The following is a 17420-nucleotide window of genomic DNA, read 5'->3' as shown; positions in this document are numbered from 1 at the left end:
TGCCCGGCAAAGATCGTGCCGGTGGCACCCTGAGCCCGGTGCCGGCGCAACCCGATGCGGGGCGCCGGCACGCAAAAGCGGTTCGGTTCAATCCTGAATGCGCAATACGTGATCGCGGATACGCGTCGACAGCATCGAGCCGCGCTTGAGCAGGAACTCCATCAGCCGTTGCGGATAGTCGGCCCGGACCGCTGCGCGCACGGACGGCCGTTCGGCGAGCCGTTGCCGCCATGCAGTGACCTTGGGCAAGCCCGCGAAGAACCCGAAGTCGTCGATCTGCTCGAACACGTCGAAGTAGCGGAACACCGGCCCGAATGCCGCGTCCACGATGCTGAAGTGCGCGCCGCCAAAATACGGGCCGGTGCCGAGCGTGTCTTCGAGCTGCTCGAATCGTGCGCGGATGTCACGGGTTGCTGCGGCCAGCGCCGTTTCGTCCGCAGCCGTGTAGAACCCCCACACGGCGTTCAGCAGTGCCGAAGCGAACTCGACCCAGGCGCGGTGCCGCGCCCGCTCGAGCGGCGCATCGGGATGCAGCCGCGGCGCGAGCGTCTCGTCGAGGTAGTCGCAGATCACGGCCGATTCGAAGATGGGCGCGCCATCGACGACCAGCACGGGGGTCTTGCCGAGCGGGGAAATCCTGCGAAACCAGTCCGGCTTGTTGCCCAGATCGACGTCCGTCCGTTCGAACGGCACGCCTTTTTCGGTCAGCACGATGACTGCGCGCTGGACGTAGGGGCACAGCACGTGGCTGACGAGGTGGTATTGGGGCGTGCTCATGTCGTCGCCTCGCCGTGGCAGGCCACGTCAGGCGCGAAGCGCTGGCTGCGCCGGCCCAACGCCACGCGGAGCCACAACGCGCCATAGGCGGCATTGTCACTCGTCGAAATCGATTGGTTCATATCGGCACCCGTTGGGAAAGTTGGCAAGGCGGCACCGAATTTGACATTGCGGAAGTGCTTGAGCAATACGCATGATTACAATGACGGATTGCAAAAATGCAATGCACGGGGGATAACCGGATGCCATACAAGCTCAGCGCAGCAGACCTCGAAACGATACTGGCGCTGTCCCGCTCGGGCACGCTGGTTCAGGCGGGCGAGCGACTGGACGTGGATGCGTCGACCGTGTTTCGCAACCTCAGGCGGATCGAGCGCGGCCTGCAGCAGCAGTTGTTCGAACGGACCCGCTCAGGCTATCGCGCGAAGGAAATCGCGCTGGCGCTGGCCGAACACGCGGAGCAAGTGGAAGTGCAGGTCGAATCGGCCCGCTCGATCGCGCAACAAGTGCCCGAGCAAGTGGCGGGCACCGTGCGCATCACCACCACCGACACGATTCTGCACGGGCTGGTCGGGCCGGCGCTGAAGCAGCTGGAAGCCGTCCACCCGCGGCTTGCGTACGAGCTGAACACCGGCAACGAGATCGCCGACCTGGGGCGCCGCGATGCCGATATCGCGGTGCGTGCGACCCGGCAGCCACCGGAATATCTGGTGGGCAAGCATGTCGGGTCGATCGACGTGGCGCTTTTCGCGTCGACGCACGACGCCGCAGTACGCCGTTATGAAGACGTCACGGCGGGCAAGGCACGCTGGATCGCGCCGGACGACGCGCTGCCGGGCCACCCGTCGGTCATCTGGCGCAAACGTCATTTCAGGAAAGTGGTGCCGCACTACAAGGTCGACAGCATCCTGACCGTGATGGAGCTGGTCGCCCTGGGCATGGGCGTCGGCATCCTGCCGACGTTTCTGACACGCGGCCGCTCCGATCTCGTGCAATTGACCGATGTCCTGCCCGACTGCCAGACCGAGCTGTGGGTGCTGGCCCACCGGGAATCGCGACATCTGCTGCGGGTCTCGACCGTATTCAAATATCTGTCGACGACGCTGAAGATCTGACCGTGTGCTTCGGTGCGCGGCGATGCGGGCGCATCGCGCCATGGGTTTGCCATGTCGTTCGGAACCCTAATCATGTGCACCGGGGTCCAGCAGGCTCGTGCCGAAATCGCACGCCTGCGCCGCCAGCCGGACGATCTCGGCGGTCAGCGAATGGGCGCGTTCCGCACGATGCAGCGCGACGTAGCGCACCGGCGGCAGGGCCGGCCGCGTGCGCACGATCTCCAGCGCCTCGCACGCAACCAGGTGCGCGACGCATGCCTTCGGCAGATAGCTGACGCCGAGCCCCGACAGCGTCAGGCCGATCTGCGCGATCAGGCTGTTGCTCGACAGCACGCGCTGCATCGCGACGCCGTGTTCCTGCAGAAAGCGCGTGTACAGATGCCCCGTGCCCGACAGGGTCCCTTGCAGGATCAGCGGATACTGCGCGACGTCCGTCAATGAAATCGCCGTCTTGCGCTTCGGCATGAACCCGGCCGCGCACATCCACGCATTGTCGACTTCGCCGACCACCGTCGCCGCGAACGATTCCGCTGCATGAATTTGCGGGACGACGATCAGGTCGATCGTATCGGCCGCGAGACGATCGCGCAGTACTGCGGTCAGGTCCACCTCCGCCTCCACGTGCACGCGCGGATAGGCGGCCTGGATCGCCGTGACCAGGCGCGGCAGCCAGGTCAGCGCGGTCAGTTCGGTCACGCCGATCCGGACATGCCGCACCAGCGCTTCCTTCGAACTCATCCGCTCGACGACGCGGTCGCGCTGCTCGAGCAATGCCTTCGCGTGATCGAACAGTTCGGCGCCCATGTCGGTGAGCCGGGCGCTGCGATGCGCGCGGTCGAACACCGTCAGGTCGAACGTGCGTTCGAGTTCCTGTATCCGCTTCGACACGGCCGATTGCGTCGTGTTGAGGCGTGTCGCGGCCGCGTCGAAGGAGCCGAGTTGCACGATCCAGTACAGCGCTTCCATCTGCTTGAACGTGAGCATCGCCTGGCACTCGATAGATGAGGAAAAGCGATATTTTCGCATATCAAAAAATCGCTTTTTTTACCTATTTCGGCTGCTTAAGGTTCTCCCGTTGCGTTGTCCGGCGAGCGCGTTCGTCAGGTACCGCGCCGCATCGTATCCAGCGTTCAACCGACCCCCTTATTTGGAGACAGCATGGACACCGTCATTGAATCCCCGCCCGTCCCGGACGCAGCGCGCAAGCCGCGCTTCGGCCTCGCGTGGCAGATCGTCATCGGGCTCGTCGTCGGCATCGCGACCGGGCTCGTGTTGAACCGGTTTCCGCAATTGCGCGACACGGCCGTGTCCGGGTTGCTGCAGCCGGCCGGCGACATCTTCATCAAGCTCGTGCGGATGATCGTCGTGCCGATCGTGTTCACGAGCATGGTGATCGGCATCGCGGGCGTCGGCGACGGCAAGTCGCTCGGTCGCATCGGCCTGAAGACGCTGCTCTATTTCGAGGTGGTCACGACGATCGCGATCGTGCTCGGGCTCGTGATCGGCAACGTGCTGCAGCCGGGCGTCGGAACCGACATGTCGCAGCTCGGGCACACGGACATTTCCCGCTACCAGCAAACCACGCAACAGGTGCAGCAGGCGCATCACGGGCTGATGGCGCTGGTGCTCGGCATCATCCCGGACAACATCGTCGCGTCGATGGCGAAGGGCGACCTGCTGCCGGTGATTTTCTTCTCGCTGCTGTTCGGGCTCGGCCTGCAGACCGTGCCGGAAGAACACCGCAAGCCGGTGCTCGCGATGCTCAAGGGCGTGGCCGATGCGATGTTCAAGGTGACGAATATGGTGATGCGCTATGCGCCCGTCGGCGTGTGCGCGTTGATCGCGGTGACGGTCGCGAGCTTCGGTTTCGGGTCGCTGCTGCCGCTGCTGAAGCTGGTCGCCGTGACTTACTTCGCGATCCTGCTGTTCGCGATCGTCGTGCTCGGCCTGACCGCGCGGTTGTTCGGGTTCCGCATCGTCACGCTGCTGCGCGTGATCAAGGACGAGCTGATCATCGCGTTCTCGAGCTGCAGTTCGGCGACCGTGCTGCCGCAGCTGATGAAGAAGATGGAGGACTACGGAGTGCCGAAGAGCATCACGACCTTCGTGGTGCCGACCGGCTACACGTTCAACCTCGACGGCGCGTCGATCTATCTCGGCATCGGCACGCTGTTCGTCGCGCAGCTGTATGGCGTGCATCTCGGCTGGCAGCAGCAGATCCTGCTGACGCTGACCATGGTCGTCACGTCGAAGGGCGCCGCGGGCGTGCCCGGCTTCATGTTCGTGATCATGCTCGCCACGCTCGCGAGCGCGGGACTGCCGCTCGAAGGGCTGGCGTTCATCGCCGGCGTGGACCGGATCATGGACATGGGGCGCACCGCGCTGAACCTCGTCGGCAACGCGCTCGCGCCGCTCGTCATCGCGAAATGGGAAGGCCAGTACGACGCGGACAAGGGCCGCGCATACCTCGAATCGCTGCGCGGCTGAACGCCGCCATGCAGGCATCGCACAACATTCGGAAGCAAACAGGAGCATTGAAGATGAGCAGTCCCCGCGGAGCACTTTTTCCCGACGCGTTGATGCAGCAGGTCAAGGCGCGCTTTCATCATGTCGATCGCGATATCGACGGCCGCGCGCGGCTGTTCTTCGACAACGCGGGCGGATCGTTCCGGCTGAAGGCCGCGGTCGACGCCTACGCTCGAATCGACGCGCTGCCCGACTGCCCGGAGCGCATCCACGAGCGTGCGCTCGATCTCCAGGCGCTCCAGTCGCGCGGCGAGGACGACGTTCGCACGATCCTGAACGCGCGCGACGGCACCGTGTATGCGTCGCTGACGGCGTCGGGCGCGATGTTCGACATGGTGCGCGCGATCATGGAGAACGTGCCGGGCACCAATGCGGTGACGACCGTGCTCGAGCATCCGTCGTCGTACGATGCGATGACGTATTACGCGGAACGTACCGGCAAGACGCTGCGCATCGCGCCGAGCAATCCGAAGACCGGCGGCGTGGACGTCGATGCGATCGTGTCGCTGGTCGATGCCGATACCGCGCTGCTCAGCGTGATGTTCGCGTCGAACATCTCCGGCGCGAAATTCGACATCGAGACGATCGTCGCGCGTGCGCGGGAGAAGAAGCCGGACCTGTTCATCGTCGTCGATGCGGTCCAGCATGCGCCGCACGGCATCATCGACGTGCAGCGCATGCCGGTCGACGGCATCAACTTCGCGCCGTACAAGTTCTTCGGTTGCCGCGGGTCGGGCATCTCGTGGCTGTCGCCGCGCGCGTCCGCGTTGCCGCATCACCGGCTTGCCGCGAAGGAGCACGGCGTATGGGAACTGGGCAGCCCGGCGCCCGCGCAATTCGCGGTCGTGACGTCGATCGTCGATTACGTGAGCTGGATCGGCCGGTATTTCCGCGATTCGGACGATCGGCGCACGCTGTTCGTCGAGGGCATGCACCGGATCGAACTGCATGAGCGCGCGCTGCTGGCCGCGTTGCTCGACGGGTGTGAGGGTCGTCGCGGGCTGCGGTCGATCGACGGTGTCGAGGTCTACTGGGATCACGACGACCTGACGGAGCGCGACCTGATCGTCGGGATCGGTTTCGCGAACCTCGAGCCGACGCAGGCGGTGCGGGAATACGAAAAGCATGGCGTGATCGTCTATGAACGCGTTGCGTCGAGCCTGTATTCGGGGCGGATGCTGAAATCGTTCGGGCTCGGCGGCGCTGTGCGGATATCGCCGCTCCATTGCCATGCGCCCGACGATATCGCGCGATTCCTGGCGATTACCGCCACGCTGGCAGCGAACCGCTGATCGACGACACGGCCCGGATCATCCGGGCCGTGTCGCATTCGGCGCCGGGAAACGCGCGGCGCAATAGGTTCGGGCTATGACCGTCAGAGTCAATGGATAGTTGTCGCCGGCCGGGTTTGCGCGTGTAATGGCCTGCGAAACCGGATGATGCCAACGACTCGATGGAGGAGCAGCGCGTGAAGATCGTCGTAGCAGTGAAAAGAGTGGTCGATTACAACGTGAAGGTCCGCGTGAAGTCGGACAACACGGGCGTCGACATCGCGAACGTGAAGATGTCGATGAACCCGTTCGGGCACTCGGTGCTGCGCACATCACGGTGAACAAGAACGCGATCCCGAACGATCCGGAAAAGCCGTTCGTGACGAGCGGCATCCGCCTGGGTTCGCCGGCGATGACGACGCGCGGCTTCGGCACGGCGGAAGCCGAGCAGGTCGGCAACCTGATCGCCGACGTGCTCGAGAACCCGGAAGATGCAGCGACGATCGAGCGCGTGCGCGCGCAAGTGGCCGAGCTGACCAAGCGTTTCCCGGTCTATCGCTGATCCGGCATGCGCTGCCCGTTCTGCCGGCATGAGGACACGCAGGTCGTCGACTCGCGCGTGTCCGAAGATGGCGCCGCGATTCGTCGGCGCCGTCGTTGCTCGGCTTGCGACAAGCGCTTCACGACGTACGAACGGGTCGAGCTGAACCTGCCGGCCGTCGTGAAGAAGGACGGCAGCCGCACGGAATTCGACCGTCGCAAGATCGTCGCCAGCATGCAACTCGCGCTGCGCAAGCGGCCGGTTGCGGCTGACGCGATCGACGCGGCGGTCGCCCGCATCGAATATCAGCTGCTCGCAACCGGCGAGCGTGAAGTGCGTAGCGAGAAGCTCGGCGAACTCGTGATGAACGAGCTGCGCGGTCTCGATACGATCGCCTATGTCCGTTTCGCATCGGTTTACCGCCGGTTCGAGGACGTTTCCGAATTTGCCGACGTGATCGAAGAGTTCCGTCGCGCGTCCCCCTCCAAGCCTCCGCGTAAGCGCTGACGCGCTGCGTCCGTTCATCGTCTTCTCCGTGGGTTCAGTTCGCGCCGATTGTGTCGGCTGCGATCGCATGTCGCCAGTCGGCCGTTCGGCTAATGGCGCGCGTTCGCTCGCGTCGCTACAGTCGACGCATCACGTTGACGGAGGGCGATCGCGATGGGACTGCACCGGCAGGGTGTTGAAAAACGCATGCGATGCGGCGGCTTCACGCTCGTCGAGTTGATGGTCGCGATCGCGCTGGCAGCCGCGATCGGACTTTACGCCGCACCCGCATTCGATCAGTGGCGCATGCGCGAACGCGTGGAGGCCCGCGCGCTCGCGCTGCTTGGTGCGCTGTCGTTCGCGCGCACCGAGGCGACGCGTCTCGGCGTGCGTGTCACGCTGTGCAGGGCCGGGCGCGATGGCGACTGCGTGCGGCCCGGCGAGCGGTGCGATCCGGCGGAATGGTCGTGCGGCTGGATCGTCAGCGGGCAGTTCGACGGGCAGCCGCGCGTGCTGCGGCGCTATCCGCGCGATGCCGACGTCGCTATCGCGGGCGCGGCGCACGATCTGGCATTTGCGCCGTCGGCAGGCCAGGTGATCGGCGGGATCCGGCGTTTCGAATTACGTCCGCAGCGTGCACTGCCCGGCGATGACGCACGCGTGTCGCGCTGCATCCGGATCGCGGCCGGCGGTCGGGCACGCGTCGTCGCCGGTCGTTGCGACGCGGCATGACGTGCGCACGCAAGTCGATGCGCGGCACGTCGCTGCTCGAAGCGGTGCTGGCCATCGCGTTGCTCGCAACCGTGATGCTGGCCGTGGCCGGCAGTCAGCTCGCGATGACGCGCACGCAGCGGGCGACGATCTGGCGTGAACGCGCGCTGTGGCTGGCCGACGCTCGCATCGAGCGCCGGCGCGCGGCGACGGGCGCCGACGACGGCATCGCGGCGCTCGCGGCTGCATCGCTGCCCGGCGGCACGATGACGCTCGACGATGGGCCGGCCGGTGTCCGCTACGTGGTGGTCGGCTGGCGCGACACCAACGCCTACGCGGCGACTTCCACGCGATGTGAAGGTGCGGGCGCTACGGTCAAGCCGGCGTCGTGCGTGCGGATACCGTTTCGGGAGGCCCATGCCGATGCGGACGAACGCTGATCGCCGCAGCCGCGCGCATACGCTGCTCGAAGTGCTGATCGCGATGACCGTCGGCCTGCTCGTGCTTGCCGCGGCCGGTGCGCTGTACCACGCCCAGCGCATCGCGCAGCGGCGCGCGGAAGACGGGTTCCGGATGCGCGATGCGGCCGCGACCGCGCTGATGCTGATCGGCCAGCAGATCCAGATGGCCGGGTTTCGTCCGCTCGATGTCGAAGGGGCGTCATCGCTGCCGCCGGTGTTCGGTTGTTCCGCGGGGCGCGTGCGAGGCGATGGCGCGCAGGTGCGCTGCGAAGCTGTGCGCGCAGCGTCGGATGCGGTGCTGGTTCGGTATGTCGGCGATGCCGTGTCGACGTGGCCGACGGTCGGTGCACAGGTGTCGGATTGTCTCGGGCAGGGTGTCGGCGCTCCCGGTGAGCGGCCGCTCGTGGAAAACCGTTTCGACGCGCATGTCAGCCCGTCGACGGGCGAGCCGGAGTTGTACTGCGAGGGAAGCGGGCGCCCGGGTACGCCGCAACCCGTCGTGTCCGGCATCGATCAGCTGCGGGTCCGCTACCTGCGTCGCGCAGGCGCGCGGTTTGTCGACGCGGAAGCGATGGGCGCCGGCGACTGGCGCGATGTCGTCGCCGTGCATGTATGCGTGCGGGCGCGTGGCGAACCGATTGACGGGCCCGCGCGTCATGTCGATTGCGACGGTCGCACGGCCGTTTCGCGGGATGATCGCGCGCATCTGGTGCTGCATCGAATCGTCGCGTTGCGCAATGCCGCGGTCGCATTCGCGGATCCCGTCCGCGATGCGGCGCAGGACCACGAGGTAGCGCGATGAACCATGCAACCGGATTCGTCGGCGAGCTTGCGATGCGAATCGCGGCCGGCAGCGCAAGGGGGCGCGTCGTTGCTTTCTTCGACTCGCAGCACACGGTGAGGGCCTCATGCTGAGCGGAAGAGCAACGCGCGCACGCTTGCCATCCGCCAGCCGCGGCTGGCGTCGCGACGCGGGCCTTGCACTGCCTGCCGTGATCGCGGTCGGCGCGGCGGTCGCCGCGCTGACCGGTACATGGTTCGAATCCGCGCTGACGGAATCGCGCCGCACGCGTGCATTGTCGGACCGGTTGATTGCATTTCACGCGGCCGACGCAGCACTGGCCGCCTGTACCGCGCGATTGCTTCGCGGCGGGGCGCCGTACATGGACGAACCGCTATCACCCGGCGAGCCGGATGCATGGCGGCGTACGCCCGCGCTGGGCATCGACGATGCATTCGCGCCGTTCGTATCCTGGCCGATGGCGGCCCAGCCACCGCGTTGCCTGATCGAAGCCTGGCGAGGCGTCGGTCCGCAAGGGAGTCGCGCTTACCTCGTCACCGCGCGTGGTGTCGGCGGCCATGCGTCGAGCGTGGTCTGGCTGCAGGGCCAGGTCGCGCTGCGCGACGGACGCATCGTGGCGCAGCGCTGGCGTCGCGTCGCGGCGGTGCATCGATGAAAGCGCATGGATTGCTGCGCCGGTCGGCGGCGTTCACGTTGCTCGAACTGATGATCGTGCTTGGGATCGTCGCCGTGCTGGCCGCGTGGGGCGTCCCGTCGTATCGCGAACATGTCGCGCGCATGCATCGCGCGTCCGCGGTTGCCGCGCTGTATCGCGCCGCTCAATATCTCGAAACGCTCGATGGCCCGGCGCCGCAGACGTTGCCGGACGCATACGCACAGGCACCGCCGGACGGGCAGGCGATTTACCGCGTGGGGTTGAAGCGATCGGTCGGCGACGATGCGCAGGTCGTCTACGAACTCGTTGCGAACCCGCTCGAGGCAGGCCCGATGCGTGCCGATGCATGCGGCGCATTCACGCTGCGTTCGGACGGCACGAAAGGCAATACGGGATCGAGCGACGCAGCGTCCGAGACACTGGAGCGGACATGCTGGGGCGTGCGCTGATCGCCCGATCACACGTTCACACGTTCACGCACGGAAAACGCGCGCCGCCAGATGGCCGTGCACGCCCGTCGTTGCGTATCAGTCGTCGTTCGCGGCCATTGCGCGTTCATCGCGCGACTGTTTCCAGATCCGGTAGAACTCCCACGCGGCGAAGCCGACGGTGCCCCACTTCAGCGCGGGGCCCGCGCTCGCGCGCAGCAGCGATCGAACGGGTTTCGCCAGCACGAGCGACGCGAGCGAACTCAGCATCGGATACTGGTTGACGAGCTGGCCGAGGTTCGCGTTCAGGTTCTTGGCGGACTGGCTCAACTTGCCGCTCGACAGGCCGGGGATGAACACCTTGAGCCAGCTGAAGCGCGTGACGGCGTGGCGCATTTCGGCGGCGGCTTCGGCAAGCTCGAGCCGCTCGACCTCGGATCGCAGGATCAGCAATTCCTTGCGGAGCGCGCGATGCTGCGACGCGCTCCACTTCGATCGCGACGAATGGGGGCGGGGCGAGTGGCCCGTGACGTTCTGGCTCATGGCGCGTCGGCGAAGTAGGTGAGAGGGGTGAGCGCGACTGCGTTCACGGCTTGCCGCGGAAAGCCTCGCGGTCTTTCTCGAGCTCGGCGAGCGTTGCTTCGAACACGGTCGGCGCCTCGCGCAGGCCCGTGCGCGCCTTCAGCGCACATGCGATACCGGCGATCGCGTACAGCGCGGTGATGACCGCGAGCGATTGCCACCGGTAGGTGTCCCAGAACGCGATCGTGACGAGCACGGTCAGGCTGATGAGCGCCATCGTCGCGAGCATCATCGCCGCGAGCCCGAGGAACAGCACGCCCATCAGGCGTTCCTTCTCCTCGGCGAGTTCGATGCCGACCAGTTCGAGGCGCGTCTGCAGCAGGCCGATCGCGGAGCCGACGAAGCGGCGCAACGGTCCCTGGCCGGACGGCTGCGAGTGGGTGTCTGTCGTCATGAATAAGGCGCTTGCGCGCGCAGTGAGCGTCTAGGTCAAAGCTGGCCGGCGGCGAACCGCCGGCCGGCTTCGGCGCCCATGTGCCGCACCGGGCGGCGCATGGGGCGGAACGGCGCCGAGCGCGTTACTTACGGTTGATCAGCAGGCCGATCAGCACACCGACGCCGGCAGCGACGCCGATCGACGTCCACGGATGCTCGTGCACGTAGTCGTCGGTCGCGCGCGCGGCCTTCTTGCCTTTTTCGACCACCACGACCTGGACGTCGGTTGCCTTTTCCTTGGCCTGCTTCAGGCGCGACAGGGCTTTTTCGCGCAGTTCGGCCGCACGGTCGCCCGTGCTGCTCGCCGCTTGCTTGAGCAGATCCTCGGCGTCCGCGAGAACGGTTTTGATATCCGACATCAGTTTCTCCTTGTTGATTTCCGACATTGCAACTCCCTTCATGCTGTCATGCTGCAGGTTCACATCCTAGCGAAACGCCTGCCCGCTGGCGAGCCGGGACAAATAAACGGCGGCAGTGCAAGACTGCATGGTAAACGACTCGTAATCGTCAACAGAGCTTCAGACGATACGAAAAGTTTCCCTGGCGCCATTCGTGCCGCGCCGCCACCCGGCAAAAATGACAAAAAAGTATGAATATCAAACGTAATAATCGTTCGCATGTCTCATTGCTTCCCGTAAGCTGATGGACTGTCCCGCGCCATCCAGCGCGCGGTTTCAACCAGCATCGTTCGAGGAGGGAACATCATGAGTCTGCGTCTTGGCGACATCGCACCGGATTTCGAGCAGGAATCGAGCCTGGGCCCTATCAAGTTTCACGAGTGGCTGGGCGACAGCTGGGGTGTCCTGTTCTCGCACCCGGCCGATTACACGCCGGTGTGCACGACTGAACTCGGGCTGACCTCGAAGCTGAAGGGCGAATTCGAGAAACGCAACGTGAAGGTGATCGCGCTGTCGGTCGACGGCGTCGAATCGCACAAGGGCTGGATCAACGACATCAACGAAACGCAGTCGACCGTGGTCGGTTTCCCGATCATCGCCGACGCGGACCGCAAGGTTTCGCAGCTGTACGACATGATCCACCCGAACGCGAACGAAACGCTGACGGTGCGCTCGCTGTTCGTGATCGACCCGAACAAGAAGGTGCGGCTCACCATCACCTATCCGGCCAGCACCGGCCGTAACTTCGACGAAGTGTTGCGCGTGATCGACTCGCTGCAGCTGACCGACAATTACAAGGTCGCGACGCCCGGCAACTGGAAGGACGGCGACGACGTCGTGATCGTGCCGTCGCTGCAGGATCCGGAAGAGCTGAAGAAACGCTTCCCGAAGGGCTTCAACGCCGTGCGCCCGTACCTGCGCCTCACGCCGCAGCCGAACAAGTAAGGAGCGGCTGCCGCATCGGCGGCGCGTGACGAACGCGCGTCGATGAAAACGGCCCGCCCGGCAGCGATGCCGGGCGGGCCGTGTCGTTTCAGCGGCGACGATGCGACGCGAAGGGCGCCGCGCCGTGCCTGCGAATGATCAGAAGAACGCCTGGATGCCCGTCTGGGCGCGGCCGAGGATCAGCGCATGGATGTCGTGCGTGCCTTCGTACGTATTCACCACTTCGAGGTTCACGAGGTGGCGTGCGACGCCGAATTCGTCCGAGATGCCGTTGCCGCCGAGCATGTCGCGCGCGAGCCGCGCGATGTCGAGTGCCTTGCCGCACGAGTTGCGCTTCATGATCGACGTGATCTCGACGGCCGCCGTGCCTTCGTCCTTCATCCGGCCGAGACGCAGCACGCCTTGCAGGCCAAGCGTGATTTCGGTCTGCATGTCGGCGAGCTTCTTCTGGATCAGCTGGTTCGCGGCGAGCGGGCGGCCGAACTGCTTGCGGTCGAGCACATACTGGCGCGCGGTGTGCCAGCAGGACTCGGCTGCGCCGAGCGCGCCCCAGGCAATCCCGTAGCGCGCCGAGTTCAGGCACGTGAACGGGCCGCGCAGGCCGCTCACGTCGGGCATCAGGTTCTCTTCGGGCACGAACACCTCGTCGAGGACGATCTCGCCGGTGATCGATGCACGCAGCCCGACCTTGCCGTGGATCGCCGGCGCCGACAGGCCCTTCCAGCCCTTCTCGAGAATGAAGCCGCGGATCGCGTCCTTGCCGTTTTCTTCCAGTTTCGCCCACACGACGAACACGTCGGCGATCGGCGAGTTGGTGATCCACATCTTCGCGCCGGACAGCGAATAGCCGCCGGGCACCTTCTTCGCGCGCGTGACCATGCTGCCCGGGTCGGAGCCGTGGTTCGGCTCGGTCAGCCCGAAGCAGCCGATCCATTCGCCGCTCGCGAGCTTCGGCAGGTATTTCTGCTTCTGCGCGTCCGAGCCGAATTCGTGGATCGGCACCATCACGAGCGACGACTGCACGGACATCATCGAGCGGTAGCCGGAGTCGACGCGCTCGACTTCGCGCGCGATCAGCCCGTAGCTCACGTAATTGAGACCGGGGCCGCCGTATTCTTCAGGAATCGTCGGGCCGAGCAGGCCGATCTCGCCCATCTCGCGGAAGATCTCGGCGTCGGTGCGCTCATGGCGGAACGCTTCGGTCACGCGCGGCGCGAGCTTGTCCCGCGCGTACGCGTGCGCGGCATCGCGCACCATCCGCTCTTCTTCGGTCAGTTGCTGGTCGAGCAGCAGCGGATCGTCCCAATGAAAAGTTGCAGCAGCCATCGTTTCATCTCCTGTCGGCCCCGGGTTGGCGCTTCGCCGCCTGGCCCGATGTCTAAAGTTCGCTTGACTCAAGTTCCGCTGTGCGGAACAATGTTTTGCAAAACGAACCCAGTGTAGCATCAGATGACGCTTTCAACCATCGACGAAACCACGATCGACGAACGCAAGTTCGTCGTTGCGCTCGCGCGCGGGCTCGACCTGCTGCGCGCATTCCGGCCCGGCGAGACGATGCTCGGCAATCGCGACTTCGCGGAGCGCACCGGGCTGCCGAAGGCGACGGTGAACCGGCTCGCCTACACGCTGACCGTGCTCGGCTACCTGCGCTACGACGAGACGCTCGGAAAGTATGCGCTCGACGCCGGCGTGCTGTCGCTCGGCTACGCGTTGCTGTCCGGCTCGGGGACGCTCGATCTCGCGCGGCCGCACATGCAGGCGCTCGCGCGCGAGATCGGCGCGGCCGTGTCGCTCGGCTGCCGGGACGGGCTCGACATGATCTATCTGGAGACGATCCGCAGCGAAACGGCGCTGACGCTCGGGCTGGCGCCCGGCTCGCGGCTGTCGATGCTGACGAGCTCGATGGGGCGCGCGTACCTGGCCGTGCAGCCGGAGGACGTGCGCCGCGCGCTCTACGCGGATCTGCACCGGGCGGCGGGCGGCGCGGCCGACGCGGATGCACTCGTCGCGGCCGCACAGGACGCGGTGGCCGAATTCTCCGCGGGCGGATGCTGTTATTCGTTCCGCGCGTGGCACATGGACGTGAACGCGGCGGCCGTGCCTTTTCGCGAGCCGCGCGAGGGGCGCTGGCTGATCCTGAGTTGCAGCGGGCCTGCGTCGTCGATGGACGAGGACGTGTTTCGCACGCAGGTCGGGCCGAAGCTGAAGGCGCTCGCGCAGCGGCTCGGGCAGACGGTCTGAAACAGGCCCTGCGCGGCGTGTCGCCGGAGCGCCCGGGCACGCGAGCGGGCGTGCCGACATCCCGATCCCCGCCGCTACCCGCTCGCTGAATCGAATCCACGCTTCTGCGCGGCGCTCCCCGCGCGCCGGCTGCTCCCGCGCGCCGGCAGCCACACCGCCAATCAGGCCGTGACGACCTTCGCGAACACCGGCCCCTGCATGAACCGCACGTCGTGCTGGCGCAGCAGCTCGCACTGCGTCTCGTCGACGACGCCGTCGAAAATCAGCGGAATCCGCACGCGCTGCGCATACGCGACCAGCGCCTTCACCATCCCGTCGCGCAGCGCGATGCCCGCATCCATCTTGATGTAGTCGGGCCGCGCCATCTCCGATTCGACCGCGAGGATCCGGCCCGGGTCGGGCAGCTTGTCGGCGACCTTGAAGCCGTGATGCTGGTAGCTGCGCGTCAGGTAGCCGAGGAAGGTCTTGTGCGCGACCGCGACGGCCGGCAGCTCGATCACGATCCGCTCGGTCGGCAGCCCGAAACGCTGCAGCACCGACGAGAAATGCTTGCCGTGGTCGTACTTCACGCTCTTGAGCAGCCGTTCGTGCACACGCAGGAACAGCAGCCCGTGACGTTGCGCGCCGAAGAAGTTGATCGCGTGCAGCGCGCGCGACAGCCGGTCGATCGCGACGAGCGTCTGGTCGTCGACGGCCGAATCGACCGGATCGTGCGGCGTGCCCGTGACCAGCGTGACGGCCTGGAAGCCGAGTTCGTCGCCGTAGCGCTCGATCGCGTCCGCGAACGACGTCGATTGCGGCGCGCCGGGCATCGTCACGTCGTAGATCGGTTCATAGGCGCTCGCGAGCGTGCGCTCCGGCAGATTGGCGCACGCGGTGCCGCCCTCGGCGAGCGCAAGGTGTTCCCGCAGATACGGCAGTTGCCCGGCACGGACGACCAGCTCGGGAATGTTGGGCGGAATCATCGACGTGGGAAGGAAAAAATGGCGGCCGAAAGGGCCGCCTCATTTCTCGATATTAGCAGCGCGAGCCCGGCTCGGCTTGGCGTTTCGCTCATATGGTTATCCCGTTCCGGAACCGGCGGCTAGGGTTTACGTTGATTTCACTATTCGTAATTGGTTTTACTATTCGTAAATCCAAGAATATGTCGCCGATCAAGAAAAGCGGCGTTCGGGCGCCCGCAGCGGTGCCGTTTCCCGAATCGGATCAACAGGAAGCAAGGAGCGAGACGTGGCGGTTGACAGGAAGTGGACGGAACAGGGCGGGCCGCGGCGGCGGCGGGCAACGGGCATGAGCGGAACGACGCTGCGCGCGCCGGCATGCGCACGGCAGGGTTGAGGAGCGGATGGCGACCATGAGCATCGATTACCAGACGCTGAAGTTCGACTACCGGCCGCGCGCGACGCGCGCCGCCGGCGATGACGCGACCCTCCACCCGGTGATCGTCGTCGGCGCGGGCCCGGTGGGCCTGTCGGCCGCGATCGACCTGGCGCAGCAGGGCGTGCCGGTCGTGCTGCTCGACGACGACGACACGCTGTCGACGGGCTCGCGCGCGATCTGCTTCGCGAAGCGCACGCTCGAGATCTTCGACCGGCTCGGCTGCGGCGAGCGCTTCGTCGACAAGGGCGTGAGCTGGCATGTGGGCAAGGTGTTCCTGCAGGACGAACAGCTGTATGCGTTCGACCTGCTGCCGGAGGAAGGCCATGCGCGTCCCGCGTTCATCAACCTGCAGCAGTACTACGTCGAAGGCTATCTGGCCGAGCGCGCGTTCGCGCTGCCCAACCTCGACATTCGCTGGAAGCACAAGGTGACGGGTGTCGCGCAGTCGGCGGAACACGCGACGCTCACCGTCGAGACGCCGGAAGGGATCGAGACGCTGCGCGCGCAATACGTGATCGCGGCCGACGGCTCGCGCAGCCCGATGCGCGCGGCGATGGGTCTCGAGAGCCGCGGCCGCACGTTCAAGGACCGCTTCCTGATCGCCGACGTGAAGATGAAGGCGGAATTCCCGACCGAACGCTGGTTCTGGTTCGATCCGCCGTTCCACCGCAACCAGTCGGTGCTGCTGCACCGCCAGCCCGACAACGTGTGGCGCATCGACTTCCAGCTCGGCTGGGACGCCGATCCGGTCGCCGAGAAGCAGCCGGAACGCGTGATCCCGCGCGTGCGCGCGCTGCTCGGGCCGGACGTCGAGTTCGAGCTCGAATGGGTGAGCGTCTATACGTTCCGCTGCCAGCGGATGGACACGTTCCGTCATGGCCGCGTGCTGTTCGCGGGCGATTCCGCGCACGGCGTGTCGCCGTTCGGTGCGCGCGGCGCGAACAGCGGCGTGCAGGACGCGGACAACCTCGCGTGGAAGCTGAAGCTCGTGCTCGACGGCCGCGCGCACGACCGCCTGCTCGACACCTACGCGAGCGAGCGCGAGTTCGCGGCCGACGAGAACATCCGCAATTCGACGCGCTCGACCGACTTCATCACGCCGAAGAGCGCGGTGTCGCGCGTGTTCCGCGACGCGACGCTGAAGCTTGCGCGCGACTGCGAATTCGCGCGCAAGCTCGTGAACAGCGGCCGCCTGTCGGTGCCTGCCGTGCTGACCGATTCGCCGCTGAACACGCCGGACCGCAACGGCGACGCGTTCGCGTGCGCGATGCGGCCGGGCGCGGCGGCGGCCGATGCGCCGGTGCGCGCGCAGGGTGCGTCCGGCTGGCTGCTGCGGCATCTGGGCGACGGTTTCGCGGGCATGCTGTTCGGGCTGCCGGGCGACGCCGCCGCGCTCGCGCAGGCGCTCGACGGCCTCGCGCTGCCGGTGCGGCCGGTGCTGGTCGTGCCGGCCGGGCATGCGCAACCGGTGGCCGGCGTCGACGTCGTGGAGGACGCCGACGGTTTCATCGCGCAACGCTACGACGCGAAGCCCGGCACGTTCTACCTGCTGCGTCCCGACCAGCACGTCTGCGCACGGATGCGCACGCTCGAGCGCCAGGCGATCGCCGACGCACTGGCGCGCGCGACCTGCGCACGCGCAGCCGCGCATTGACCACGACAACGA

At 66.3% G+C, this 17420-nt stretch carries 20 protein-coding genes and 2 pseudogenes; 14 read left to right on the top strand and 8 right to left on the bottom strand.

Annotated features, from left to right (window positions below; genetic code table 11):
- Window positions 1-87: 87 nt before the first annotated feature.
- Complete coding sequence (locus PL79_RS28205; protein WP_044846948.1) at window positions 88-777, bottom strand: glutathione S-transferase family protein; 690 nt, start codon at window positions 775-777, stop codon at window positions 88-90.
- Window positions 774-899 (bottom strand): hypothetical protein, encoded by a 126-nt coding sequence (locus tag PL79_RS36945; protein WP_268906938.1) that lies wholly within the window; start codon window positions 897-899, stop codon window positions 774-776. Before PL79_RS36945 ends, PL79_RS28205 begins: the two co-directional genes overlap by 4 nt.
- 120 nt (window positions 900-1019) lie before the next feature.
- Between PL79_RS36945 and PL79_RS28200 the strand changes: the two genes are divergently transcribed.
- Window positions 1020-1892: a LysR family transcriptional regulator gene (locus PL79_RS28200; RefSeq protein WP_044846947.1), complete on the top strand. Its 873-nt coding sequence runs from the start codon at window positions 1020-1022 to the stop codon at window positions 1890-1892.
- Between the two features lie 66 nt (window positions 1893-1958).
- Here the strand turns inward: PL79_RS28200 and PL79_RS28195 are convergent, their stop codons facing one another.
- Window positions 1959-2876 (bottom strand): LysR family transcriptional regulator, encoded by a 918-nt coding sequence (locus tag PL79_RS28195; protein WP_044846946.1) that lies wholly within the window; start codon window positions 2874-2876, stop codon window positions 1959-1961.
- A gap of 174 nt (window positions 2877-3050) precedes the next feature.
- On the opposite strand from PL79_RS28195, the gene gltP reads away from it, so the two are divergent.
- The 10 genes and pseudogenes from gltP to PL79_RS28145 all read left to right on the top strand — a co-directional run bounded on the left by gltP (window position 3051) and on the right by PL79_RS28145 (window position 9794).
- Window positions 3051-4379, top strand: coding sequence for a glutamate/aspartate:proton symporter GltP (gene gltP / locus PL79_RS28190; protein WP_044846945.1), 1329 nt, complete (start codon window positions 3051-3053; stop codon window positions 4377-4379).
- 53 nt (window positions 4380-4432) lie between these two features.
- The gene (locus PL79_RS28185; protein WP_044846944.1) at window positions 4433-5710 is read left to right on the top strand and encodes an aminotransferase class V-fold PLP-dependent enzyme; all 1278 of its coding nucleotides are present in this window, start codon (window positions 4433-4435) and stop codon (window positions 5708-5710) included.
- A 176-nt stretch (window positions 5711-5886) separates the two neighbouring features.
- Window positions 5887-6000: pseudogene (locus PL79_RS28180) on the top strand (electron transfer flavoprotein subunit beta/FixA family protein); the annotation flags it as partial.
- A 2-nt stretch (window positions 6001-6002) separates the two neighbouring features.
- Window positions 6003-6251: pseudogene (gene glyA, locus PL79_RS28175) on the top strand (serine hydroxymethyltransferase); the annotation flags it as partial.
- Window positions 6252-6257: 6 nt separating this feature from the next.
- The gene (gene nrdR / locus PL79_RS28170) at window positions 6258-6737 is read left to right on the top strand and encodes a transcriptional regulator NrdR (RefSeq protein ID WP_006760615.1); all 480 of its coding nucleotides are present in this window, start codon (window positions 6258-6260) and stop codon (window positions 6735-6737) included.
- Window positions 6738-6890: 153 nt separating this feature from the next.
- Window positions 6891-7448: a GspH/FimT family pseudopilin gene (locus PL79_RS28165; protein WP_044844096.1), complete on the top strand. Its 558-nt coding sequence runs from the start codon at window positions 6891-6893 to the stop codon at window positions 7446-7448.
- Window positions 7445-7867 (top strand): type IV pilus modification PilV family protein, encoded by a 423-nt coding sequence (locus PL79_RS28160; protein WP_044844097.1) that lies wholly within the window; start codon window positions 7445-7447, stop codon window positions 7865-7867. The genes PL79_RS28165 and PL79_RS28160 overlap by 4 nt, the downstream gene beginning before the upstream one ends.
- Entirely contained in the window at window positions 7851-8690 is an 840-nt protein-coding gene (locus PL79_RS28155) for a PilW family protein (protein WP_044844143.1), read from the top strand. Before PL79_RS28160 ends, PL79_RS28155 begins: the two co-directional genes overlap by 17 nt.
- Window positions 8691-8796: 106 nt before the next feature.
- Window positions 8797-9345 (top strand): pilus assembly protein, encoded by a 549-nt coding sequence (locus PL79_RS28150; RefSeq protein WP_082088464.1) that lies wholly within the window; start codon window positions 8797-8799, stop codon window positions 9343-9345.
- Complete coding sequence (locus PL79_RS28145) at window positions 9342-9794, top strand: type IV pilin protein (protein ID WP_044844098.1); 453 nt, start codon at window positions 9342-9344, stop codon at window positions 9792-9794. Before PL79_RS28150 ends, PL79_RS28145 begins: the two co-directional genes overlap by 4 nt.
- A 78-nt stretch (window positions 9795-9872) precedes the next feature.
- Here the strand turns inward: PL79_RS28145 and PL79_RS28140 are convergent, their stop codons facing one another.
- From PL79_RS28140 to PL79_RS28130, 3 genes are all read right to left on the bottom strand, one after another.
- Window positions 9873-10316: a DUF3318 domain-containing protein gene (locus tag PL79_RS28140; RefSeq protein ID WP_044844099.1), complete on the bottom strand. Its 444-nt coding sequence runs from the start codon at window positions 10314-10316 to the stop codon at window positions 9873-9875.
- Window positions 10317-10359: 43 nt separating this feature from the next.
- On the bottom strand, window positions 10360-10749 hold the full coding sequence (locus PL79_RS28135) for a phage holin family protein (RefSeq protein WP_044844100.1): 390 nt from the start codon (window positions 10747-10749) through the stop codon (window positions 10360-10362).
- Window positions 10750-10873: 124 nt separating this feature from the next.
- Window positions 10874-11176 (bottom strand): DUF883 family protein, encoded by a 303-nt coding sequence (locus tag PL79_RS28130; protein ID WP_044844101.1) that lies wholly within the window; start codon window positions 11174-11176, stop codon window positions 10874-10876.
- A 318-nt stretch (window positions 11177-11494) separates the two neighbouring features.
- Here PL79_RS28130 and PL79_RS28125 point away from each other — a divergent pair, with 318 nt between their 5' ends.
- Window positions 11495-12133, top strand: a complete 639-nt coding sequence (locus tag PL79_RS28125) for a peroxiredoxin (RefSeq protein WP_034182833.1) — start codon at window positions 11495-11497, stop codon at window positions 12131-12133.
- A gap of 138 nt (window positions 12134-12271) precedes the next feature.
- Here the strand turns inward: PL79_RS28125 and PL79_RS28120 are convergent, their stop codons facing one another.
- A complete protein-coding gene (locus tag PL79_RS28120; RefSeq protein ID WP_044844102.1) occupies window positions 12272-13459 on the bottom strand; it encodes an acyl-CoA dehydrogenase in 1188 nt (395 codons plus the stop codon).
- A 123-nt stretch (window positions 13460-13582) separates the two neighbouring features.
- On the opposite strand from PL79_RS28120, the gene PL79_RS28115 reads away from it, so the two are divergent.
- Window positions 13583-14374, top strand: a complete 792-nt coding sequence (locus PL79_RS28115; protein WP_044844103.1) for an IclR family transcriptional regulator — start codon at window positions 13583-13585, stop codon at window positions 14372-14374.
- Window positions 14375-14535: 161 nt separating this feature from the next.
- On the opposite strand, the gene PL79_RS28110 is transcribed toward PL79_RS28115, so the two are convergent.
- Window positions 14536-15339 carry an EAL domain-containing protein gene (locus PL79_RS28110; protein WP_044844104.1) on the bottom strand — a complete coding sequence of 268 codons (804 nt, stop codon included), beginning with the start codon at window positions 15337-15339 and terminating at the stop codon, window positions 14536-14538.
- 380 nt (window positions 15340-15719) lie between these two features.
- On the opposite strand from PL79_RS28110, the gene PL79_RS28100 reads away from it, so the two are divergent.
- A complete protein-coding gene (locus PL79_RS28100) occupies window positions 15720-17408 on the top strand; it encodes an FAD-dependent oxidoreductase (RefSeq protein WP_044844105.1) in 1689 nt (562 codons plus the stop codon).
- Window positions 17409-17420: the final 12 nt, after the last annotated feature.

This window comes from Burkholderia sp. USMB20 (assembly GCF_000949135.2).
Lineage (GTDB): Bacteria > Pseudomonadota > Gammaproteobacteria > Burkholderiales > Burkholderiaceae > Burkholderia.
This window is presented reverse-complemented; position numbering and strand designations above follow the sequence as displayed.

Excerpts from the sequence above, each read along its gene's own strand:
- PL79_RS28205 (WP_044846948.1), bottom strand. The coding sequence starts at position 777 with ATGAGCACGCCCCAATACCACCTCGTCAGCCACGTGCTGTGCCCCTAC.
- PL79_RS36945 (WP_268906938.1), bottom strand. The coding sequence starts at position 899 with ATGAACCAATCGATTTCGACGAGTGACAATGCCGCCTATGGCGCGTTG.
- PL79_RS28200 (WP_044846947.1), top strand. The coding sequence starts at position 1,020 with ATGCCATACAAGCTCAGCGCAGCAGACCTCGAAACGATACTGGCGCTG.
- PL79_RS28195 (WP_044846946.1), bottom strand. The coding sequence starts at position 2,876 with ATGCTCACGTTCAAGCAGATGGAAGCGCTGTACTGGATCGTGCAACTC.
- gltP (WP_044846945.1), top strand. The coding sequence starts at position 3,051 with ATGGACACCGTCATTGAATCCCCGCCCGTCCCGGACGCAGCGCGCAAG.
- PL79_RS28185 (WP_044846944.1), top strand. The coding sequence starts at position 4,433 with ATGAGCAGTCCCCGCGGAGCACTTTTTCCCGACGCGTTGATGCAGCAG.
- nrdR (WP_006760615.1), top strand. The coding sequence starts at position 6,258 with ATGCGCTGCCCGTTCTGCCGGCATGAGGACACGCAGGTCGTCGACTCG.
- PL79_RS28165 (WP_044844096.1), top strand. The coding sequence starts at position 6,891 with ATGGGACTGCACCGGCAGGGTGTTGAAAAACGCATGCGATGCGGCGGC.
- PL79_RS28160 (WP_044844097.1), top strand. The coding sequence starts at position 7,445 with ATGACGTGCGCACGCAAGTCGATGCGCGGCACGTCGCTGCTCGAAGCG.
- PL79_RS28155 (WP_044844143.1), top strand. The coding sequence starts at position 7,851 with ATGCGGACGAACGCTGATCGCCGCAGCCGCGCGCATACGCTGCTCGAA.
- PL79_RS28150 (WP_082088464.1), top strand. The coding sequence starts at position 8,797 with ATGCTGAGCGGAAGAGCAACGCGCGCACGCTTGCCATCCGCCAGCCGC.
- PL79_RS28145 (WP_044844098.1), top strand. The coding sequence starts at position 9,342 with ATGAAAGCGCATGGATTGCTGCGCCGGTCGGCGGCGTTCACGTTGCTC.
- PL79_RS28140 (WP_044844099.1), bottom strand. The coding sequence starts at position 10,316 with ATGAGCCAGAACGTCACGGGCCACTCGCCCCGCCCCCATTCGTCGCGA.
- PL79_RS28135 (WP_044844100.1), bottom strand. The coding sequence starts at position 10,749 with ATGACGACAGACACCCACTCGCAGCCGTCCGGCCAGGGACCGTTGCGC.
- PL79_RS28130 (WP_044844101.1), bottom strand. The coding sequence starts at position 11,176 with ATGTCGGAAATCAACAAGGAGAAACTGATGTCGGATATCAAAACCGTT.
- PL79_RS28125 (WP_034182833.1), top strand. The coding sequence starts at position 11,495 with ATGAGTCTGCGTCTTGGCGACATCGCACCGGATTTCGAGCAGGAATCG.
- PL79_RS28120 (WP_044844102.1), bottom strand. The coding sequence starts at position 13,459 with ATGGCTGCTGCAACTTTTCATTGGGACGATCCGCTGCTGCTCGACCAG.
- PL79_RS28115 (WP_044844103.1), top strand. The coding sequence starts at position 13,583 with ATGACGCTTTCAACCATCGACGAAACCACGATCGACGAACGCAAGTTC.
- PL79_RS28110 (WP_044844104.1), bottom strand. The coding sequence starts at position 15,339 with ATGATTCCGCCCAACATTCCCGAGCTGGTCGTCCGTGCCGGGCAACTG.
- PL79_RS28100 (WP_044844105.1), top strand. The coding sequence starts at position 15,720 with ATGGCGACCATGAGCATCGATTACCAGACGCTGAAGTTCGACTACCGG.